Origin of the sequence: Streptomyces sp. NPDC048659 (assembly GCF_040650575.1) — a bacterium.
Classification (GTDB): domain Bacteria; phylum Actinomycetota; class Actinomycetes; order Streptomycetales; family Streptomycetaceae; genus Streptomyces.
In genome coordinates, this window is record NZ_JBEZHM010000006.1 from 163,276 (window position 1) to 183,964 (window position 20,689).

Genomic DNA, 20,689 nt, shown 5'->3' on the forward strand with positions numbered 1-20,689 from the left:
TCAAGGCATGAGTTCGAGCACGGCAGCACTGACCCGACAATGGACCACCTGGGGGCCGATCGTCGCCGCGGTGGGCCTCGCCCTCGGCTGGGGGCGTGACCTGCCCGGCTTCGCGGTGGTCCTCATCGCGGCCTGTCTCTTCGCCGCGGTGCTCGCCGCCGTGCACCACGCGGAGGTGATCGCCCACCGGATCGGCGAGCCCTACGGCTCCCTCGTCCTCGCGGTCGCCGTCACCATCATCGAGGTCGGCCTGATCGTCACCCTGATGGCCGGCGGCGGCAGCGGCACCTCCACCTACGCCCGTGACACTGTCTTCGCCGCCGTCATGATCACCTGCAACGGCATCGTCGGCCTGTCGCTGCTCGTCGGCGCCCTGCGCAACCGCGTCGCCGTCTTCAACGCCGAGGGCTCCGGCGGCGCCCTCGCCACCGTCTGCACCCTCGCGGTGATGACCCTGGTGCTGCCGACCTTCACCACCAGCCACCCCGGCGCCGAGTTCTCCAGCGCCCAGCTCGCCTTCGCCGCCGTCGCCTCCATCTGCCTGTACGGCGTGTTCGTCGCGGTGCAGACGGTCCGGCACCGCGACTACTTCCTCCCGGTGCCACGGCCCGGCCAGGGCGGCAAGGAGTCCGAGGACGACCACGCCGACCCGCCGACCTCCCGCGAGATGTGGATCAGCCTCGGGCTGCTCCTCCTCGCCCTGATCGCCGTGGTCGGCAACGCCAAGCTGGTCTCGCCCACCATCGAGGAGGGCGTCGAGTCCGCCGGACTGCCCAAGGCGGTCGTCGGTGTCGTGATCGCCCTCATGGTGCTGCTCCCCGAGACCCTCGCCGCCGTCCGCGCGGCCCGCCGGGACCGGATGCAGACCAGCATGAACCTGGCCTACGGCTCCGCCATCGCCAGCATCGGTCTGACCATCCCGGCGATCGCGCTGGCCTCCATCTGGCTCTCCGGCCCCCTCGTCCTCGGCCTGGGCCCCCTCCACATGGTGCTGCTCGGCCTCACCGCCGTGGTGAGCGCCCTGACCGTGGTGCCCGGACGGGCCACGCTGCTCCAGGGCGGCGTCCATCTGTCGATCTTCGCCGCCTTCGTGTTCCTGTCGTTCAGCCCCTGACGACCACGACCCTCAGCTCCGGCGAGCGCAGGATGTCCTTCTCGCAGAAACGGGAGGTCACCCAGCGCTCGCCGGAGTACAGCGCCGTCTGGTCGCTGTAGTGCGGCGAGCGAGGGTTCGAGGACTGGGAGTAGGTCAGCAGCGTGCGGGCCACCGGGCACCGCCCGCCGTCCCAGCCCACCGCCTGCACATGGCTGGTCCCGTGCGCGACCTCCGTGTAGCCGCCGCCCGCCGGGTTCCACACCGGCTCCGTCTTGTTCCAGACGCCCAGCGCCTCGGTGCCGCCGCCCACCGGGATCCGCACCCCGTCGCGCACCACGAACTGGTGCCGCCCGAGTGGCGCGTCCAGCGCGATCCCCGCCGCCCGCAGCTCGGCCACCGCGTCCCGCAGGGCCTTGGCGAAGCCCGGCGCGCCGGTGTTCAGGGTGTTCGGGGTGCCGACCGGGTCGGCCGCCGAGAACGGCACCTTCCACTGCTCCGCCCCCGGCACCGTCGCCGTGAACCGGCGCCAGAACCGGTCGAAGAGCAGCGCGCCCCGGCTCCCCGCGTCCATCGTCCGGTCCCACGCGCCCAGCACCCGGCACGCCTCCGGCTCGTCCGCGAGCACCGCCGCGCAGGCCCGCGCCGTGTCGGCCGCCGCCAGATCACCGGCCGGCGCCCGGTCGGCGTACTGCTGCCGCTGGAGGTCGGCCACGGTCAGGCCGCCCCGGGCCGCCATGGCCGCCACGTCCTCGACCGCGCCCCGGGTGCGCAGCGAGCGCTGCGTCCCGATCGTGCCGAAGATCCGCTCGTAGCCGGTGACCGGCCGCTCGGCGTTGGCCAGCCAGGCGCTGTCGTTGGAGTTCTCCACGTACGGGGCGTCCCGCAGCACCGGCATCCGCGCGGGCCCGAAGATCCCCGGCTGCGCCGCGTCCGGGTCCGAGCCGAGCGCGCACTCCGCGCGCGAGCCGTCCAGCACCGCGACGCCCGAGGCCGGGTAGGTGGCCCGGCCGAGCGGGGTCGAGCAGCGCGCGGCCAGCTCGTCGGTGATCCTCGGCAGCACCTGGGACTGGGTGAAGAGGGTGTGGCCCGAGGAGTCGGCGGCGATCGTGTTCACCCACGGCAGGCCCTGGGTCCGCCGCAGCGCGTCGGCCAGGCCCTGCGTGGACCGGGCCCGGGCGAAGCCCAGCGCCGTGTCGGAGGCCCGCAGGTTCGCCGCGTTCGGGTCGTTCAGCGCGTACGCCGTCGTCGCGGTCCACGGCAGCGGGAGCTGCGCGCCGAGCCCGGAGACGACCGGCCCGTACCGGGTCCACCACTGGGTACGGGTGACGGGGGCGCCGTCCTTGACCGCGACCGTGACCGTCCGCCGGGTCATCCGCTCCGGCCTGCCGTCCACCAGGTACGCGGTGGGGTCGGCCGGGTCGAGGGTGAGCTGGTGCAGGCTGAGCGGCACGCCGGTGGCGACGGTGTGGCTCCAGGCCACCTTCTCGTTGAAGCCGATGCTGACCGGGACGGTGCCGAGCAGCGAGGCGCCGGAGACGTTCAGCTCGCCGGGGATCGTCTGCTGCGACTGCCAGAAGCGCCGGCCGCCCTGCCAGGGGTAGTGCGGGTTGCCCAGCAGCAGCCCGCGCCCGTTCGCCGTGGTGCCGCCCTGGAAGGCGACGGCGTTCGAGCCCATCGTGGCGTTCTCGGCCGCGAACAGCGTCCGCGCCGCCTCGGCGGTGCGCTCCGGGTCCGGGACGGCGGGGGAGCCCCCGGCCCCGGCGGCGCGCCCGGCGGCGGCCGGCCCGGCGGCGGCCGGCCCGGCGGCGGCCGGCCCGGTGGCCCCGGTCCCGGCGGCGGCCGGGGGCGCGGCGGCCGTGATGCCGTCGGCGCCCCGCCCCTGCCCGCCGAGGACGGACACGGCCCAGCCGCGCCGGGCCACGTCGAGCTCGGTGACCGGGCGGACCCAGGCCGCGCCCGCGCAGGCCGGGTCGGTGATCCGGTTCTTCCGCAGCCAGGCGTTGTACCCGGCGGCCCAGCCCCGCATCAGCTCCCGGGACTGCCGGCTCGGACCGGCGGGCGCGGGTGTGGCGAGCAGCGCCTCCACCGTGCGGGCGTCCTTCGCGCCGCGGAAGAACAGGTCGCTGGAGAGGTTCCTCGTCGCCGAGGACAGCGAGCCGTCGGGAGCGCCGTCGGCGCCGAAGTACCGCGAGCGTTCGCCGTCCACGGTGACGAAGCCGTCGGCGAGCACGCAGACCTGGTCCGCGGCCTGCGCCCAGCCGGTGCCGAAGCCCAGGTTCGCGTAGTCCTTCGCCACGATGTGCGGGATGCCGTACTCGGTGTAGCGGATGACGGCCGACAGGCCGCGGTCCGAGGGGTGATGCCCCCGGTCGCCGGTGTCGGCGACGGCCGCGGCGGGCAGTGAGGCGGTGACGGTCGCGAGGGCCGCGCCGACCAGGGCCAGGCGTCGGAACCGGGCGGGGAGCGTGCTGCGCGAGTGCAAGGTTTCCTCCCAACGGGCGTACGGAGCGTGCGGGTTGGGCCATGCATTCAGCTGAGCGCTTGCTTTGTCAACATCCCGTTCGGTATCCGGGTACTTGACCGGCCGCCCCGGCCCGCCCAAGATCGGCGTCCATGGACCGAGGACTGGATCGAGGCCCGGAGCGCGGCCTGCTCACCCGTACCGTCGACAGCGTGCTGCGCCACAGCGCCCGGCGCGTCCCCGACCGGACCGCCGTCCGCTACGCCGACCGGACCTGGAGCTACGCGGAGCTGGACACCGCCGTCTCGACCGCCGCCGCCGTGCTGCGCGACCCCGACGGCGCCGGGCTCGCGGCCGGGGACCGGGTCGCCACCTACGGGCACAACTCGGACGCGTACCTGATCGCCTTCCTGGCCTGCGCCCGCGCCGGACTCGTCCACGTGCCGGTCAACCACCACCTCACCGGCGAGGACCTCGACTACCTGCTGCGTCAGTCCGGCAGCGCCCTGGTCCTCGCCGACCCGGCGCTGGCCGGCCGGGTGCCGGAGGACGTGCCCGTGCGGGCGCTGCGGGACGCCGAGGGCTCGCTGCTCGCGGAGCTGGCCGCGCCCCGGCCGTACGACGCCGACCGCGACCCCGGCGACCTCGTCCAGCTCCTCTACACCTCGGGCACCACCGCCCTGCCCAAGGGCGCGATGATGACCCACCGGGCCCTGGTCCACGAGTACGCGAGCGCCATCGAGGCCCTGGACCTCGGCGAGGACGACCGGCCCGTGCACGCGCTGCCGCTGTACCACTCGGCCCAGCTGCACGTCTTCCTGCTGCCGTACCTCGCCGTGGGCGCGGAGAACACCATCGTCGACGGCCCCGACCCGGAGCTCCTCTTCGGCCTCGTCGAATCCGGCCGCTGCGACAGCCTGTTCGCGCCGCCGACCGTGTGGATCGGGCTGGCCAACCACCCGGGCTTCGCCACCCGCGACCTCGCCGCCCTCGGCAAGGCGTACTACGGCGCCTCGATCATGCCCGTACCGGTCCTGGAGCGGCTGCGCGCCCGGCTGCCCGGACTGCGCTTCTACAACTGCTTCGGGCAGTCCGAGATCGGCCCGCTCGCCACCGTCCTCGGCCCGGCGGAGCACGAGGGCCGGCTGGACTCCTGCGGGCGCCCGGTCCGTCACGTCGAGGCCCGGGTCGTCGACGAGGACGGCGCGGACGTCCCCGACGGCACCCCGGGCGAAGTCGTCTACCGCTCACCGCAGTTGTGCGCGGGCTACTGGGAGAAGCCGGAGGAGACCGCGGCGGCCTTCCGCGGCGGCTGGTTCCACTCCGGCGACCTGGTCGTGCGCGACGCCGAGGGCTTTCTGACCGTCGTCGACCGGGTCAAGGACGTCATCAACTCCGGGGGCGTCCTCGTCGCCTCCCGGCAGGTCGAGGACGCCCTCTACACCCACCCCGCCGTCGCCGAGGCCGCCGTCGTCGGCCTCCCCGACGCGCGCTGGATCGAGGCGGTCACCGCCTTCGTCGTGCGGCGCGCCGAGGTCACCGAAGCCGAACTCCTCGCGCACGCACGGGAGAAGCTCGCCCACTTCAAGGCGCCCAAGCGGGTGCGTTTCGTGGCCGAGCTGCCCCGCAACGCCAGCGGGAAGATCCTCAAGCGCGAGCTGCGCGACCGCTACGGGGCGGCCTGACGGCCGGCGCGGGCTTCAGCCCTCGCGGGTCTCCATCACGCACAGCACGTTGCCCTCGCTGTCCTTGAACCAGGCGCCCCGCATGTCGTCCGACTCGACCACGCCGTCGACCGTCTTCAGGCCGGGCAGGTCGTACTCCTCGAAGGTCACGCCCCTGCCCCGCAGCTCCTTCATCTCGCCGTCGAGATCGGCGACCTTCCAGCTCGCGAGCGTGTGCTGGGCCTGGCCGCCGTAGGGGGTCTCGTACAGGCCGATCATGGACCCCCCGGTCTCGAACATCACGTCCTGGGGCGATTCCTTGACGAGCGTCAGGCCGAGGGTGTCGGTGTAGAAGCGCTTCGCGCGGGCCATGTCGTTGACCGGAATGATCGCGGCGATGGGGGACTCCGACAGCATCGCAACCACCTCCTGCCTCCAGGCTACGCGCCGTCCCGGAGGTCGACGATCCGCTTGATCTTCCCCACCGAACGCTCCAGCGTCTCCGGGTCCACCACCTCCACACCGACCGAGACACCGATCCCGTCCTTGACGGCGGCGGCGATCGCGCGGGCGGCCTCCCGGCGCTCCTCCGGCGTGGCCCCGGCGCGCGCCTCGGCCCGCACGGTCAGGGCGTCCAGGCGTCCCTCGCGGGTGAGCCGGAGCTGGAAGTGCGGGGCGACGGCGGGGGTGCGCAGGACGATCTCCTCGATCTGGGTGGGGAAGAGGTTCACCCCGCGCAGGATGACCATGTCGTCGGTGCGCCCGGTGACCTTCTCCATCCGCCGGAAGACCCGGGCGGTGCCGGGCAGCAGCCGGGTGAGGTCCCGGGTGCGGTAGCGGATCACCGGCATGGCCTCCTTGGTGAGCGAGGTGAAGACCAGCTCGCCCTCCTCGCCGTCCGGCAGCACCTCGCCGGTGATCGGGTCGACGACCTCCGGAAGAAAGTGGTCCTCCCAGATGTGGAGGCCGTCCTTGGTCTCCGCGCACTCCTGCGCCACCCCCGGGCCCATCACCTCGGACAGCCCGTAGATGTCCACGGCGTCCAGGGCGAAGCGCTCCTCGATCTCCCGGCGCATCTCCTCGGTCCAGGGCTCCGCCCCGAACACGCCGACCTTCAGGGAGGTGGTGCGCGGGTCGACGCCCTGCCGCTCGAACTCGTCGAGCAGGGTGAGCATGTACGAGGGGGTGACCATGATGACCTCCGGCCGGAAGTCCTGGATCAGCTGGACCTGCCGGGCGGTCATGCCGCCGGAGGCGGGGATCACCGTGCAGCCGAGCCGCTCGGCCCCGTAGTGGGCGCCGAGGCCGCCGGTGAACAGCCCGTAGCCGTAGGCCACATGGACCTTGTGGCCGGGCCGGGCGCCCGCCGCGCGCAGCGAGCGGGCGACCACGTCCGCCCAGGTGTCCAGATCCCGCTCCGTGTAGCCGACCACGGTGGGCCGCCCGGTGGTGCCGCTGGAGGCGTGGATGCGGCGGATCTCCGACTGGTCGACGGCGAACATCCCGAAGGGGTAGTGGGCGCGCAGGTCGGCCTTGGCGGTGAAGGGGAAGCGGGCCAGGTCGGCCAGGCTCCGGCAGTCCTCGGGCCGCACCCCGGCCGCGTCGAACGCCTGCCGGTAGAAGTCCACGTGCGCGTACGCGTGCCGCAGGGTCGCGCGCAGCCGTTCCAGCTGGAGGGTCTCCAGCTCCTCGCGTCCGAGTCGCTCGCCCGCGTCCAGCAGCTCGCCCATGTGCGCCACTCCCTCGCCTCGCGTACCACCCGCCGCCCGCCGTAAAACGGACGACCGATCATTCGGTCGATCTTCCGGGATCAGTAAATCCGGCCGCCCCCGGGGCTTGGCAAGGGGTCGGGAGGGGTTTTTCCTCGCTCGGGTGTCCGGCCGCCCGCCGCGCCCCCGGGAGCCGTCGTCCGGGCCGCCGCCGACGCGCTCCCGAAGCGCTTTCCCGCAGGTCACGGACGTCTGCCGAAGATCACACATTCGGGTGTGATTGTCCCCGGGAGCGCAGGAACGGTGCTGCGCCGGGGAAGGGGGAACGGAAGATGATCCCGTCCGGCTCCCCTCCCCACCCCCCGGACGAAATGGACCCCCATGCCTGTCCTGTGCCGTCCCGCCGTCGCCGTGCCCGAGCACGTCATCACCCGGGAAGAGACCCTCGATCTGGCCCGCGCCCTGCACGCGGACCACGAGCGGCTCCCGCTCGTGCTGCGCCTGATCGAGAACACCGGCGTCGCCAAGAGGCACCTCGTGCAGCCCATCGGGCGCACCCTCGCCCACCCGGGCTTCGAGGCGCGCAACGCGACGTACGAGACCGAGGCCAAGGCACGCGTCCCCGCCGTCGTCGCCGAGGCGCTGCGCAACGCCGGACTCCAGGCCCACGACATCGACCTCATCGTCTACGTCTCGTGCACCGGGTTCATGATGCCCTCGCTCACCGCCTGGATGATCAACAACCTGGGCTTCCGCGCGGACACCCGCCAGCTCCCCGTCGCCCAGCTCGGCTGCGCCGCCGGCGGAGCGGCGATCAACCGGGCCCACGACTTCTGCGCCGCCTACCCCGGCGCCCACGTGCTCATCGTCGCCTGCGAGTTCTGCTCCCTGTGCTACCAGCCCACCGACCTCACCGTCGGCAACCTGCTCTCCAACGGCCTCTTCGGCGACGCCGTCGCCGCCGCCGTGGTCCGGGGCTCCGGCGGCACCGGCGTCCGCCTGGAGCGCAACGGCTCCCACCTGGTCCCCGGCACCGAGGACTGGATCGCCTACCGGGTCCGCGAGACCGGCTTCCACTTCCTGCTCGACCAGCGCGTCCCCGGCACCATGGAGCAGCTCGCCCCCGCCCTCGTGGACCTCGCCGCCCGGCACGGACGGGACGCCGGCCGCCAGGACTTCTACCTCGTCCACGCCGGCGGCCCCCGCATCCTCGACGACCTGTCCAAGCACCTCGACGTCGTCCCCGACCAGTTCCGCTTCAGCCGGGCCACCCTCACCGAGTACGGCAACATCGCCAGCGCCGTCGTCCTCGACGCCCTGCGCCGCCTCTTCGACGAGGGCGGCGCCGCCGACGGCGCCACCGGCCTCATCGCCGGCTTCGGCCCCGGCATCACCGCCGAGATCTCCCTCGGCAGCTGGACCCGCGACCCCTCCGCACCCCCCTGCGAAGGCCCCTCCCGAGACCTCCCGCGTGACACCCCTCTCGACACCCGTCCCGACACCCGTCCCGCTACGTGTCACGACACCCCTCCCGACACCCCCCTCGGCCCCCCACTCACCACGACAGCGACGGTGACCCCATGACCACGACCACGACCTCCCAGGACAGCGACGCCCCCCACGTGCACTTCTGGGCCGTCCCCGACCTCACCGGCCTCGCCTTCGACCCCCTCCTCGCCAAGCTCCTCCACGAGGACCCCGTCTCACGGGTCCGCCTCCCGCACGGCGAGGGCCACGCCTGGCTCGTCACCCGCTACGAGGACGTCAAGTTCGTCTCCGTGGACCCCCGGTTCAGCCGCCAGGCCGTCTACGGGCGCTCCATCACCCGGCTCGCCCCCCACTTCATCCCCATGGAAGGCGCCGTCGGCTTCGCCGACCCGCCGGACCACACCCGGATGCGCCGGGTCGTCGCCCGCGCGTTCAGCGCCCGCGCCCTGCGCTCCCTGCGCGAGCACGCCCAGGCCGTCATGGACGGCCTGCTCGACCGGCTCGAACGGCACGGCCCGCCCGCCGACCTGATGGAGCTCGTCAACCGCCCCTTCCCGCTCGCCATGGTCAGCGAGCTCATGGGCGTCCCCGACGGCGACCAGCCCCTCATGGCGAACTGGTCCGACGCCATCATCTCCGCCGGCGCCGGCCGCGAGGCCAGCGAACGCGCCAAGAGCGAGATGGCCCGCTACTTCACCGAGCTCATCGGCCGCAACCACGGCACCGGCAAGGAGACCCTCGCCGCCGTCCTCGCCGACGCGATCGACGACGGCACCCTGGACGAGAACGAGGCCGTCGGCCTCGCCGTCCTCATCCAGATCGGCGGCGCCCACGCCGTCCGCAACAACAGCGCCAACATGGTCTACGCCCTGCTCACCCACCCCGAGCACCTGGCCCGGCTGCGCGCCGAACCCGCGCTCCTCCCGCAGGCCGTCGACGAACTGCTGCGCTACATCCCGCACCGCAACGCGGTCGGCCTCTCCCGGATCGCGCTGGAGGACGTCGAGGTCGGCGGCGTCCGCATCGCCGAGGGCGACCCCGTCTACGTCTCGTACCTCACCGCCAACCGCGACCCCGCCGTCTTCCCCGACCCGGAGAAGCTCGACTTCGACCGCGGCTACAACCCGCACGTCGCCTTCGGCCACGGCCCGCACTACTGCCCCGGCTCCGCGCTCGCCCGCATCGAGTCCGAGATCCTCCTCGACTCCTTGTGGACCCGCTTCCCCGACCTGCGGCTCGCCGTCCCCGAGGAGGAGATCCGCTGGCAGCGCGGCGCCCTCATCCGCGGCCCCGAGACCCTGCCCGTCACCTGGTGAGAGGAACCGCCGCCCCATGACCGCGACCGCCATCGGACCGGGCGGCGGCCTCATCGTGCCGCCCGGCCACGGCAAGACCCTCACCACCGCCGCCCAGCGCGTCACCTTCAAGGTGACCGGCGAACACACCCCCACCTCCTCCACCTTCGAGGTCCTCGTCCCGCCCGGCTTCGACGTCGGCGCGCACGCCCACGGACACAGCGAGGAGCTCTTCTACGTGCTGGAGGGCGAGCTCGACGTCCTCGCCTTCGAACCCCTCGTCCGCACCCGCGACAGCTGGCGCGACTGGGAGTCCGCCTCCGGCCAGCGAGCCGTCCGAGCCACCGCGGGCACCCTGATGCTGGTACCGCCCGGCTGCCCGCACGCCTTCGCCAACCCCACCGGGGAACCCGTACGGATGCTGTTCCAGGCATCGCCCCCACCCGACCACGAGCGCTACTTCGAGGAGCTCATGGACATCCTCGGCTCCGGCGGCCCCGTGGATCACGCCGCCATCGAACAGCTCCGCATCCGCTACGACATCGACCAGATCACCCCGCTCCGGCACGACGCCGGAGCCCCGCGCGGAACGGTCCCCACGCCATGACGCGGCCCCCCGACAGACCCGGGCGGGTCGTCCACGACTGGGCCCCCACCCCGCTGCCCGGCACCGTCTTCGACCCGCTCCCGCACCGGCTCCTCCACGAGGAGCCGGTGGCCCGGGTCCGCCTCCCGCACGGCGAGGGCCACGCCTGGCTCGTCACCCGCTACGAGGACGTCAAGCTCGTCTCCGCCGACCCCCGGCTCAGCCGCGCCGCCACCGTCGGCCGGCCCATCACCAGCATGACCCCGCACACCCTCGCCCCCGCCGGCGGCGTCGGCCGCGCCGACCCGCCCGACCACACCCGGCTGCGCCGCCTCATCGCCCCCACCTTCGGCCGCCGCCGGATGGCCGCCCTGCGCGCCCACACCGAGCGGACCGCCGAGGCCCACGCCCTGCGCACCCTGGAGACCGGCCCGCCCGCCGACCTCGCCGAGACCTTCGTCGGCCCGCTCTCCGCCACCGTCGTCGCCGAACTCCTCGGCGTCCCCGCCGCCGACCTCGACCGCGTCCAGACCTGGCGCGCCGGACTGCTGTCGAACGCCACCACCGCCGCCGCGGGCGAAGCCGTCAAGAAGGAGATCGCCGGCTACTTCGCCGACCTCGCCCGGCACCGGGCCGCCCACCCCGGCGACGACCTCGTCAGCGAACTCGCCGCCGCCCGCGAGACCGGCGGCATCAGCACCCCCGAACTGGTCTCCATGGCCGTCATGCTCACCCTCAACGGCCTCGACGCCGTCCGCAACATCGTCTCCACCATGGTGTACGTGCTCCTCACCCACCCCGCGCAGACCGCGAAGCTCCGCGAGGACCCCGCGCGGCTGCCCCGGGCCGTCGACGAACTCCTCCGCTACATCCCCCAGCGCGACGGCGTCGGGATGCCCCGGGTCGCCACCGCCGACGTCGAGGTCGGCGGCGTCACCATTCGCGAGGGCGAGGCCGTCTACGTCTTCTACCCAGCGGCCAACCGCGACCCCTCCGTCTACACCGAGCCCGACCGGCTCGACCTCGCCCGCGACGAGGCCCCGCACCTCGCCTTCGGCCACGGCGCCCACTACTGCGCGGGCGCCCAACTGGCCCGCATGGAGGCCGAGGTGATGCTCACCACCCTGCTCACAGGCTTCCCCGCCCTCCGCCTCGCCGTCCCGCCCGACGAGATCGCCTGGCGCGCGGGCACGGTCAACCGAGGCCCCGAGGCCCTGCCCGTGACCTGGTAAAACCAGTGGCGTCCCGGCCGCCCGCGAGGTTGAGTGGGCGGCCATGGACATCACCGCACTCCGCATCCGCTTCGACCGCCAGCGCCGGATCGACGCCCGCCCCGACGGCCCCGGCTGCCACGTCGAGCGCGACGGCTCCGTCGTCCGCCACACCGGACCCGCCTACGCCTGGAACGGCGTCCTCTGGTCCGGCCTCGGCGAGACCGACGCCGACGCCGCCATCGAGGCCCAGATCCGCTACTTCCGCGCCGCCGGCCGCTCCTTCGAATGGACCGTGTACGGCCACGACGGCCCCGCCGACCTCGCCGACAGGCTCCTCGCCGCCGGGTTCACCGCCGAGGAGCCCGAGACCCTCATGGTCGCCGAGGCCGACTCGCTGCCCGCCGCCGTCGACCTGCCGCCGGGCGTGGAACTCCACGCGGTCACCGACGAGGCCGGGGTGCGGATGATGGCCGAGGTGCACGAGAAGGCGTTCGGCACCGACAGCTCGCAGTACGTCAGCCGGATGCTCGACCAGCTCACCGCCGCGCCCGACTCCGTCGCCGCGGTCGTCGCCCTCGCCGACGGCGTCCCCGTCAGCTCAGGCCGCCTCGACCTGCCCGAGGGCTGCGACTTCGCGGGCCTGTACGGCGGCGGCACCGTCGCCGAATGGCGCGGCAAGGGCCTCTACCGCGCCCTCGTCTCGCACCGCGCCCGCACCGCGATCGCCCGCGGCTACCGCTACGTCCAGGTGGACGCCGCGCCCACCAGCCGCCCCATCCTCCGGCGCCTCGGCTTCGCGGAGCTGACCACCATGACCCCGTACGAGTACGAGGTCTGAGCCCGCGCGCGACGGCTCAGCGGGACCAGTGGGCCGGGCGCTCGAACCCCTCCGGCAGCCGGGTGGCGGCGTCGCCGCGCGCCGCGTTCAGCTGCGGCTGGGTGAGGAAGAGCGCCCCGGTCAGGTCCGCCCCCGACAGGTCGGCGTCCCGCAGGTCCGCGCCGATCAGATCGGCCAGCGACAGGTCCGCGCCCGACAGGTCGGCGGCGATCAGCAGCGCCCCGCGCAGGTCGGCGCCGCGCAGCTTCGCCCCGCGCAGCCGGGACCCGATCAGGTCGGCGCCGCGCCGGCTCTTCGGCTTCCCGCCCGCGGCGGCGCGGACCAGCGCGCTGCTCTTCAGGAGCAGCGGGTTCACCTCGGCCCGCACCGGGGCCACGTCCAGCCCCTCCAGCTCCGCCGGGCCGCCCTCGGCCAGCGCGGTCACCCGGGCCAGCGCCCGGTCGAGCTCCGCGTGGAGCGTCCGGGTCGCGGGCAGGGCGCGGGCCTCGGTCAGATAGCGGAGCAGCTCGTGGAGCTGGCGCATCACCGGGAACACCTCGTACATGCGCCGCGCGGTGTCCGGGGCCTCGCGCCAGGAGACGCCGCCGAAGGTCACCTGGGAGACCCGCTGCCCGGCGCCGAAGCAGTCGTACACGGTGCAGCCGCGGAAGCCGCTGTCCCGCAGCCGGGTGTGGATGCCGCAGCGGAAGTCCTCCTGGAGGTTCCGGCAGGGCTCGCCCGAGGACTTGTTCACGGCGAAGTCCGCGGACTTGGCGAAGGGGAGGGCCACACAGCACAGGCCGAAGCAGTTCGCGCAGTCGCCGCGCAGTTCGGACTGACGGGTATCGGACACGGTGGAACGGCTTCCTTCGCTGGTGGGGGCGGACATCCCACCGTATCGCGCTGTGGGCGAACCCGGTTGCGGCGCCGGGACGCGGCTGGTCATGATCGGCGGCATGGCCGAGCGGACACAGACCTTCACCACCTACGACGGCACCGAACTCTCCTACCGGACACGCGGCGAGGGCGAGCCCCTCGTCGTGCTGCCCGGCGGCCCGATGCGCGACGCGGTCCACCTCGGCGACCTCGGCGGACTGTCCGCCCACCGCGCCCTGGTCCTGTTCGACCCGCGGGGCACCGGGGCGAGCGCGGTGCCCGCCGACCCGGCGAGCTACCGCTGCGACCGGCAGGTCGCCGACGTCGAGGCGCTCCGCGTCCACCTCGGGCTCGACCGGATCGACCTGCTGGGCCACTCCGGGGGCGGCGCCCTGGCGACCCTGTACGCCGCCGCGCACCCCGGGCGGGTGCGCTCGCTGGTCCTGGTGACCGTCGGGGGCCGGGCGCTCGGCATCGAGACCTCCGACGCGGAATGGGACGAGGCGGTCGAGGTCTTCGCCGACCGGCCCTGGTACCCGGAGCTGCGGGCCGCCCTGGACGCGCTCGATCCGGCCACGCCGCCCCGGGAGGAGGTCGCCCTCCTCATGCCCTTCGCCTACGGGCGCTGGGACGAGGCCGCCCGCGCCCACGCGGCGGGCCTCGACGAGCAGACGAACTGGGAGGCGTGGGAGCGCTTCTACGCGCCGGGGGCGCTCGACCCCGAGGCCACCCGCGCCGCGCTGGCCGCCCTCACGGCCCCCGTGCTGGTCCTCGCGGGCGCGCTCGACGCCTCCCCGACCCCGGCGAAGGCCGCCCGGCTGGCCGCCTGTTTCCCGCACGCGGAGCTGGTCGTCCAGGCGGACGCCGGGCACTACCCCTGGGTCGACGACCCGGGCGCCTTCACCCGCGCGGTCGCCGCCTTCCTCGACCCGGCGGTGCGCACGGTCACCGTCGACGGGGTCCGGCTCGCGTACCGGGTGAGCGGCCCCGAGGACGCCCCGCCGGTGGTCCTGGTGCACGGCCGGGGCGCCGACTCCACCGACTGGGCCGGGATCGCCGCCCCGCTCGCCGCCGACCGGCGGGTGTACGCCCTCGACCTGCGCGGCCACGGGCTGAGCGACCGTCCGGGGGAGTACGGCTTCGCGGCGCTGCGCGACGAGATCGGCGGCTTCCTGAAGGCCCTCGGGCTGGCCGGGGCCACCGTCGTCGGGCACTCGATGGGCGGGGCGGCGGCCTGCCTGCTGGCCCAGCGGGAGCCGGCGCTGATCGGGCGGCTGGTCCTGGAGGACGCCCCGGTGTTCTTCCCGGTCCTGCCGCCGCGCGGCCCCTCGGGCCCGCCCGAGGAGGGCGCGGCCTTCGACTGGGCGGTGCTCGACGCGACCAACGCGGACCTGAACGCGCCGGACCCGGCCTGGCGCGAGGAGCTGACGGCGGTCACCGCGCCGACCCTGATCGTCGGCGGCGGCCCGGACAGCCACCTGCCGCAGGGCCACCTGGTCTGGATGGCGGAGCGGGTCCCGGACGCGCGGCTGGTCACGATCGAGGCCGGGCACCTGGTGCACGATGCCCGGCCGCGTGAATTCCTGGCCGCCCTGAGGGAGTTCGGCGTCTGACGGTCCTAGTTGGCGTCCGCCGCCACGGCCACCGAACGGGCCCAGCGGTAGTCGGCCTTGCCGCTGGGGGAGCGCTGGATCCGGTCGGCGAGGACGAGCTGGCGCGGCACCTTGTAGCCGGCCAGGCGGGTGCGGCAGTGGTCCTGCACGGCCGCCAGGTCCAGCGGCGCGGCGCCCGCGCGCAGCTCGACCACGGCGGCGACGTGGTTGCCCCAGCGCGGGTCCGGGACCCCGGCGACCAGGGCGTCGTAGATGTCCGGGTGGGACTTGAGCGCCTGCTCGACCTCCTCCGGATAGACCTTCTCGCCGCCGGTGTTGATGCACTGCGAGCCCCGGCCGAGGACGGTGACGATGCCGTCCTCGTCGACGGTGGCCATGTCGCCGAGCAGCACCCAGCGCACGCCGTCCCGCTGGAAGAAGGTCTCGGCGGTCTTGGCCGGGTCGTTGTAGTAGCCGAGCGGCACGTGCCCGCGCTGCGCGAGCCGGCCGATCTCGCCGACGCCGACGAGCTCGTGGGTGGCCGGGTCGACCACCTGGGTGCGCTCGTTGACGTGCAGCCGGAAGCCCTTCTCGGGGCCCGAGTCGTCGGTGGCCCGGCCGTTGGAGCCGGACTCCGAGGAGCCGAAGTTGTTGAGCAGCAGCACGTTCGGCGCGAGCGCCTGGAACTGGGCGCGGACGGTGTCGGACATGATGGCGCCCGAGGAGGAGAGGCTGAACAGCGCCGACAGGTCGGTGCCCTTGAGCGGCCCGTGCAGGGCGTCGATCAGCGGGCGCAGCATCGCGTCGCCGACCAGCGAGACGCTGGAGACCTTCTCCTTCTCGATGGTCCGCAGCACCTCCTCGGGCACGTACTTGCGGTGGACGACCACCCGCTGCCCGTAGTTGAAGGCGACGAACGAGGTGAGCGTCGAGGTGCCGTGCATCAGCGGGGGAGTCGGGAAGAAGGTGATCCCGGCGGCGCCCGCGGCGACCCGCTCGGCCAGCTCCTCGGGGCGCTTGACCGGCTCGCCGGAGGGGTCGCCGCCGAAGAGCCCCGCGAAGAACAGGTCCTCCTGCCGCCACATCACGCCCTTGGGCATCCCGGTGGTGCCGCCGGTGTAGATGATGAAGAGGTCGTCGGCGGAGCGCGGGCCGAAGCCGCGCTCCGGCGAGCCGGCCGCCTCCGCCGCCGTGAACTCCACGCAGTCGAGCTCGGGCGCCCCCTCGGGCGGGGTCCCCACCCGCACGAGGTGCCGCAGCTTCTCCGTCTGCGGCCGGGCCGCCGCCACCCGCTCGGTGAACTCCGCGTCGAAGACGAGCGCGGCCAGGTCGGCGTCGCGGTAGAGGTAGACCAGCTCCTCCTCCACGTACCGGTAGTTGACGTTGACCGGCACGATCCGGGCCTTGAGGCAGGCGAGCACGGTCTGGAGGTACTCGATCCCGTTGTACAGGTGGATGCCGAGCTGTTCGCCGGGGCGCAGCCCCGTGTCGACGAGGTGGTGGGCCAGGCGGTTGGCCGCGGTGTCGAGCTCCGCGTAGGTCAGCCGGCGCTCGGCGCCGGTGCCGGGGTGGTCGACGTAGACCAGCGCCTCGCGGTCCGGGACCGCGTCGACGACCGATTCGAACAGGTCGGCAAGGTTGTACTCCACCGTTCCTCCTGATCCTGGCCCAGGGCTGCCCCGTCGGTCACTGGTCGGTCATCAGAGCACCGAAGACCGGAGGGCGGAAGGGGTCGCGCAGAAGAATCTGACTGGGTGTCAGAAAACTATTGAACTGGACCCGGCACTCCTGCAACCTGTTCCAGAACTGGAGACGGGAGACGCCCATGGGCGGCAGCACCGAGCACCTCACCGTGCGGCGCGAAGGCGCCACGCTCGTACTCACCCTCAATCGGCCCGAGGCGCGGAACGCCCTCTCGCTGCCGATGCTCGTCGGCCTCTACGACGGCTGGCTGGAAGCCGACGCCGACGACACCGTCCGCTCCGTCGTCCTCACCGGCGCGGGCGGCAGCTTCTGCGCGGGCATGGACCTCAAGGCCCTGGCCGGCAAGGGCATGGCGGGCGAGGCGTACCGCGACCGCATGACCGCCGACCCGGACCTGCACTGGAAGGCGATGCTGCGGCACCACCGCCCCCGCAAACCGGTGATCGCCGCCGTGGAGGGCCCCTGCGTCGCGGGCGGCACCGAGATCCTCCAGGGCACCGACATCCGCGTCGCCGGGGCCTCCGCGACCTTCGGCCTCTTCGAGGTCCGCCGCGGCCTGTTCCCGATCGGCGGCTCCACCGTCCGGCTGCCCCGCCAGATCCCGCGCACCCACGCCCTGGAGATGCTCCTCACCGGCCGCCCCTACACGGCCGACGAGGCCCAGCGGATCGGCCTCATCGGCAGCGTCGTCCCCGACGGCACCGCCCTCGACGCGGCCCTGGAGACCGCCGAGCGGATCAACGCGTGCGGGCCGCTCGCCGTCGAGGCCGTCAAGGCGTCCGTCTACGAGACCGCGGACCTCACCGAGGAGGAGGGCCTGGCCGCCGAACTCAAGCGCGGCTGGCCGATCTTCGCCACCGCCGACGCCAAGGAAGGCGCCAGGGCCTTCGCGGAGAAGCGCCCGCCGGTCTACCGGCGCGAGTGAGCGCGCGCACCGCCCGCCACCGCCGCCCGCGCCCACCCACCAAGGAGCCGCCCCATGACAGCCGCCCCCGAGACGCTCTCGGCCCCCCTCGTCGTCGAGTTCCCCTTCACCCGCTCCCTCGGCCCCGTCCAGTCCGCCTTCCTCACCGGACTGCGCGAACGCACCCTCCTCGGCGTGCGCACCGAGAGCGGGAAGGTCCTCGTGCCGCCCGTCGAATACGACCCCGAGACCGCCGCCGAGCTCGGCGAACTCGTCGAACTCCCCGCCACCGGCACCGTCACCACCTGGGCCTGGAACCCGTCACCCCGCCGCGGCCAGCCCCTCGCCACCCCCTTCGCCTGGGTCCTGGTCCGCCCCGACGGCGCCGACACCGCCCTCCTGCACGCCCTCGACGCGCCCGGCCCCGAAGCCGTCCGCACCGGCATGCGCGTCCGGATCCGCTGGGCCGCCGAACGCCGCGGCGAGATCACCGACATCGCCTGCTTCGAACCGTACGAGGAGCCCGCGCCGGCCGCCGACACCCCGCCCCCCGGCCACGACGGGCGCTTCCCCGAACCCGTCACCGGCATCGTCGCCCCCGCCCGCCTCGACTACACCTACAGCCCCGGCCGCGCCCAGACCGGCTACCTCCACGCCCTCGCCGGCCACCGCACCGTCGGCGAACGCTGCCCCTCCTGCGCCAAGGTCTACGTCCCGCCCCGCGGCGCCTGCCCCACCTGCGGCGTCGCCACCACCGACAAGGTCGAGGTCGGCCCGCGCGGCACCGTCACCACGTACTGCATCGTCAACATCAAGGCGAAGAACCTCGACATCGAGGTCCCCTACGTCTACGCCCACATCGCCCTCGACGGCGCCGGGCTCGCCCTGCACGGCCGGATCGGCGGCATCCCCTACGACCAGGTCCGCATGGGCCTGCGCGTCGAACCCGTGTGGAGCGAGGACGGCCGCTACCCCGACCACTACCGCCCCACCGGGGAGCCGGACGCCGACTACGACACGTACAAGGAGATGCTGTGAGCCGAGACGTGGCGATCGTCGCCTTCGCCCAGACCGACCACACCCGGCGCACCGACGAGCTCTCCGAAGTCGAGATGGTGATGCCCGTCCTCCACGACGTGCTGCGCCAGACCGGCCTGAAGACCTCCGACATCGGCTTCACCTGCTCCGGCTCCTCCGACTACCTCGCCGGCCGCGCCTTCTCCTTCACCATGGCCCTCGACGGCGTCGGCGCCTGGCCCCCCATCTCCGAGTCCCACGTCGAGATGGACGGCGCCTGGGCCCTCTACGAAGCCTGGGTCAAACTGCTCACCGGCGAGGCCGACACCGCCCTCGTCTACTCCTACGGCAAGTCCTCGCCCGGCTCCGTCCGCGACGTGCTGACCCGCCAGCTCGACCCCTACTACGTGGCCCCCCTCTGGCCCGACTCCGTCGCCCTCGCCGCCCTCCAGGCCCAGGCCCTCATCGACGCGGGCGACACCGACGAACCCGGCCTCGCCAGGATCGCCGCCCGCAGCCGCGAGGACGCCGCCGCCAACCCGCACGCCCAGCTCCCCGGCGCCCGCCCGCAGGGCGAACACCTCGTCGCCCCGCTGCGCACCGGCGACTGCCCGCCCATCGGCGACGGCGCCGCCGCCGTGATCCTCGCCGCCGGGGACAAGGCCCGCGAACTGTGCGCCAGGCCCGCCTGGATCACCGGCATGGACCACCGCATCGAGGCCCACTCCCTCGGCGTCCGCGACCTCACCGACTCGCCCTCCACCCGGCTCGCCGCCACGCGCGCGGGCGCCTTCGACCCCGGCCGCCCGCCCCTCGACACCGCCGAGCTCCACGCGCCCTTCACCTCCCAGGAGGTCGTCCTGCGCAAGGCCCTCGGCCTCGGCGACGAGACCCGCGTCAACCCCTCCGGCGGCGCCCTCGCCGCCAACCCCGTGATGGCCGCCGGCCTCATCCGCATCGGCGAGGCCGCCGCCCGCATCCACCGCGGCGCCTCCCGCCGCGCCCTCGCCCACGCCACCTCCGGGCCCTGCCTCCAGCAGAACCTGGTCGCCGTCCTGGAAGGGGACTCGCATGAGTAAGGAGCCCGTCGCGATCGTCGGGATCGGCCAGACCAAGCACGTCGCCGCCCGCCACGACGTCTCCCTGGCCGGACTGGTCCGCGAGGCCGCCCTGCGCGCCCTCGCCGACGCCGAGCTGACCTGGGCCGACATCGACGCCGTCGTCATCGGCAAGGCCCCGGACTTCTTCGAGGGCGTCATGATGCCGGAGCTCTACCTCGCCGACGCCCTCGGCGCCGTCGGCAAACCGATGCTCCGCGTCCACACCGCGGGCTCCGTCGGCGGCTCCACCGCCCTCGTCGCCGCCAACCTCGTCGCCGCCCGCGTCCACGGCACCGTCCTCACCCTCGCCTTCGAGAAGCAGTCCGAGTCCAACGCCATGTGGGGCCTGTCCCTCCCCGTCCCCTTCCAGCAGCCCCTGCTCGCCGGGGCGGGCGGCTTCTTCGCCCCGCACGTGCGCGCCTACATGCGCCGCACCGGCGCCCCCGACGCGATCGGCTCCCTCGTCGCGTACAAGGACCGCCGCAACGCGCTCAAGAACCCGTACGCCCACCTCCACGAACACGACCTCACCCTGGAGAAGGTCCAGGCGTCCCCGATGCTCTGGGACCCGATCCGCTACTCCGAGACCTGCCCCTCCTCCGACGGCGCCTGCGCCATGGTCCTCACCGACCGGGCGGGCGCGGCCCGTTCGCCCCGCCCGCCCGCCTGGCTGCACGGCGGCGCCATGCGCAGCGAGCCCACCCTCTTCGCGGGCAAGGACTTCGTCTCCCCGCGCGCGGGCAGCGACTGCGCCGCCGACGTCTACCGGCAGGCAGGCATCACCGACCCGCGCCGCCAGATCGACGCCGTCGAGATGTACGTCCCCTTCTCCTGGTACGAGCCGATGTGGCTGGAGAACCTGGGCTTCGCCGAGGAGGGCGAGGGCTGGAAGCTCACCGAGGCCGGGGTCACCGAACTCGACGGCGACCTCCCGGTCAACCCGTCCGGCGGAGTCCTCTCCACCAACCCCATCGGAGCCTCCGGCATGATCCGCTTCGCCGAGGCCGCCCTCCAGGTCCGCGGCCAGGCCGGCGAACACCAGATCCCCGGGGCCCGCCGGGCCCTGGGACACGCCTACGGCGGCGGCGCCCAGTTCTTCGCGATGTGGCTGGTCGGCGCGGAACCCCCGGCCACCTGACCACGCGGCACCCGCCGGGGCCCCCTAC

Annotated in this window: 17 protein-coding genes; 12 read left to right on the plus strand and 5 right to left on the minus strand. The window is 74.0% G+C overall.

Annotation, left to right across the window (positions count from 1 at the left end; translation table 11 throughout):
- The first annotated feature begins 7 nt into the window (after positions 1-7).
- Positions 8-1,114, plus strand: coding sequence for an ionic transporter y4hA (locus AB0C99_RS07315; RefSeq protein WP_362470633.1), 1,107 nt, complete (start codon positions 8-10; stop codon positions 1,112-1,114).
- On the opposite strand, the gene AB0C99_RS07320 is transcribed toward AB0C99_RS07315, so the two are convergent.
- Positions 1,104-3,578, minus strand: a complete 2,475-nt coding sequence (locus tag AB0C99_RS07320) for a penicillin acylase family protein (RefSeq protein WP_362470635.1) — start codon at positions 3,576-3,578, stop codon at positions 1,104-1,106. The genes AB0C99_RS07315 and AB0C99_RS07320 overlap by 11 nt on opposite strands.
- A gap of 131 nt (positions 3,579-3,709) precedes the next feature.
- On the opposite strand from AB0C99_RS07320, the gene AB0C99_RS07325 reads away from it, so the two are divergent.
- Positions 3,710-5,242: a fatty acyl-CoA synthetase gene (locus AB0C99_RS07325; RefSeq protein WP_362470638.1), complete on the plus strand. Its 1,533-nt coding sequence runs from the start codon at positions 3,710-3,712 to the stop codon at positions 5,240-5,242.
- Positions 5,243-5,257: 15 nt separating this feature from the next.
- Here the strand turns inward: AB0C99_RS07325 and AB0C99_RS07330 are convergent, their stop codons facing one another.
- Both AB0C99_RS07330 and paaK read right to left on the minus strand, forming a co-directional pair.
- A complete protein-coding gene (locus AB0C99_RS07330; RefSeq protein ID WP_362470641.1) occupies positions 5,258-5,638 on the minus strand; it encodes a VOC family protein in 381 nt (126 codons plus the stop codon).
- 23 nt (positions 5,639-5,661) lie between these two features.
- On the minus strand, positions 5,662-6,951 hold the full coding sequence (paaK, locus tag AB0C99_RS07335; RefSeq protein ID WP_362470643.1) for a phenylacetate--CoA ligase PaaK: 1,290 nt from the start codon (positions 6,949-6,951) through the stop codon (positions 5,662-5,664).
- A 360-nt stretch (positions 6,952-7,311) separates the two neighbouring features.
- Here paaK and AB0C99_RS07340 point away from each other — a divergent pair, with 360 nt between their 5' ends.
- From AB0C99_RS07340 to AB0C99_RS07360, 5 genes are read left to right on the plus strand one after another with little or no spacing between them, the layout of a single operon-like run.
- The gene (locus AB0C99_RS07340; protein WP_362470646.1) at positions 7,312-8,514 is read left to right on the plus strand and encodes a type III polyketide synthase; all 1,203 of its coding nucleotides are present in this window, start codon (positions 7,312-7,314) and stop codon (positions 8,512-8,514) included.
- A complete protein-coding gene (locus tag AB0C99_RS07345; RefSeq protein ID WP_362470648.1) occupies positions 8,511-9,734 on the plus strand; it encodes a cytochrome P450 in 1,224 nt (407 codons plus the stop codon). The genes AB0C99_RS07340 and AB0C99_RS07345 overlap by 4 nt, the downstream gene beginning before the upstream one ends.
- A gap of 16 nt (positions 9,735-9,750) precedes the next feature.
- Entirely contained in the window at positions 9,751-10,320 is a 570-nt protein-coding gene (locus tag AB0C99_RS07350; RefSeq protein ID WP_362470651.1) for a cupin domain-containing protein, read from the plus strand.
- Positions 10,317-11,531, plus strand: a complete 1,215-nt coding sequence (locus AB0C99_RS07355) for a cytochrome P450 (protein WP_362470653.1) — start codon at positions 10,317-10,319, stop codon at positions 11,529-11,531. Before AB0C99_RS07350 ends, AB0C99_RS07355 begins: the two co-directional genes overlap by 4 nt.
- 43 nt (positions 11,532-11,574) lie before the next feature.
- Positions 11,575-12,351: a GNAT family N-acetyltransferase gene (locus AB0C99_RS07360; RefSeq protein WP_362470656.1), complete on the plus strand. Its 777-nt coding sequence runs from the start codon at positions 11,575-11,577 to the stop codon at positions 12,349-12,351.
- A gap of 16 nt (positions 12,352-12,367) precedes the next feature.
- On the opposite strand, the gene AB0C99_RS07365 is transcribed toward AB0C99_RS07360, so the two are convergent.
- On the minus strand, positions 12,368-13,219 hold the full coding sequence (locus tag AB0C99_RS07365) for a pentapeptide repeat-containing protein (RefSeq protein WP_362470659.1): 852 nt from the start codon (positions 13,217-13,219) through the stop codon (positions 12,368-12,370).
- Between the two features lie 67 nt (positions 13,220-13,286).
- On the opposite strand from AB0C99_RS07365, the gene AB0C99_RS07370 reads away from it, so the two are divergent.
- On the plus strand, positions 13,287-14,819 hold the full coding sequence (locus tag AB0C99_RS07370) for an alpha/beta fold hydrolase (protein WP_362470662.1): 1,533 nt from the start codon (positions 13,287-13,289) through the stop codon (positions 14,817-14,819).
- A 5-nt stretch (positions 14,820-14,824) separates the two neighbouring features.
- Here AB0C99_RS07370 and AB0C99_RS07375 read toward each other — a convergent pair whose 3' ends face one another.
- Positions 14,825-16,447, minus strand: coding sequence for an acyl-CoA synthetase (locus AB0C99_RS07375; RefSeq protein ID WP_362470664.1), 1,623 nt, complete (start codon positions 16,445-16,447; stop codon positions 14,825-14,827).
- Positions 16,448-16,623: 176 nt separating this feature from the next.
- On the opposite strand from AB0C99_RS07375, the gene AB0C99_RS07380 reads away from it, so the two are divergent.
- Genes AB0C99_RS07380 through AB0C99_RS07395 form a run of 4 tightly spaced genes read left to right on the plus strand, consistent with a single transcriptional unit; the run spans position 16,624 to position 20,661 of the window.
- Positions 16,624-17,427 (plus strand): crotonase/enoyl-CoA hydratase family protein, encoded by an 804-nt coding sequence (locus AB0C99_RS07380; RefSeq protein WP_362470667.1) that lies wholly within the window; start codon positions 16,624-16,626, stop codon positions 17,425-17,427.
- 54 nt (positions 17,428-17,481) lie between these two features.
- On the plus strand, positions 17,482-18,444 hold the full coding sequence (locus AB0C99_RS07385) for an OB-fold domain-containing protein (protein ID WP_362470669.1): 963 nt from the start codon (positions 17,482-17,484) through the stop codon (positions 18,442-18,444).
- Positions 18,441-19,502, plus strand: a complete 1,062-nt coding sequence (locus AB0C99_RS07390; RefSeq protein ID WP_362470672.1) for a thiolase domain-containing protein — start codon at positions 18,441-18,443, stop codon at positions 19,500-19,502. The genes AB0C99_RS07385 and AB0C99_RS07390 overlap by 4 nt, the downstream gene beginning before the upstream one ends.
- Positions 19,495-20,661: a thiolase domain-containing protein gene (locus AB0C99_RS07395; protein ID WP_362470675.1), complete on the plus strand. Its 1,167-nt coding sequence runs from the start codon at positions 19,495-19,497 to the stop codon at positions 20,659-20,661. Before AB0C99_RS07390 ends, AB0C99_RS07395 begins: the two co-directional genes overlap by 8 nt.
- The last annotated feature ends 28 nt before the right edge of the window (positions 20,662-20,689 follow it).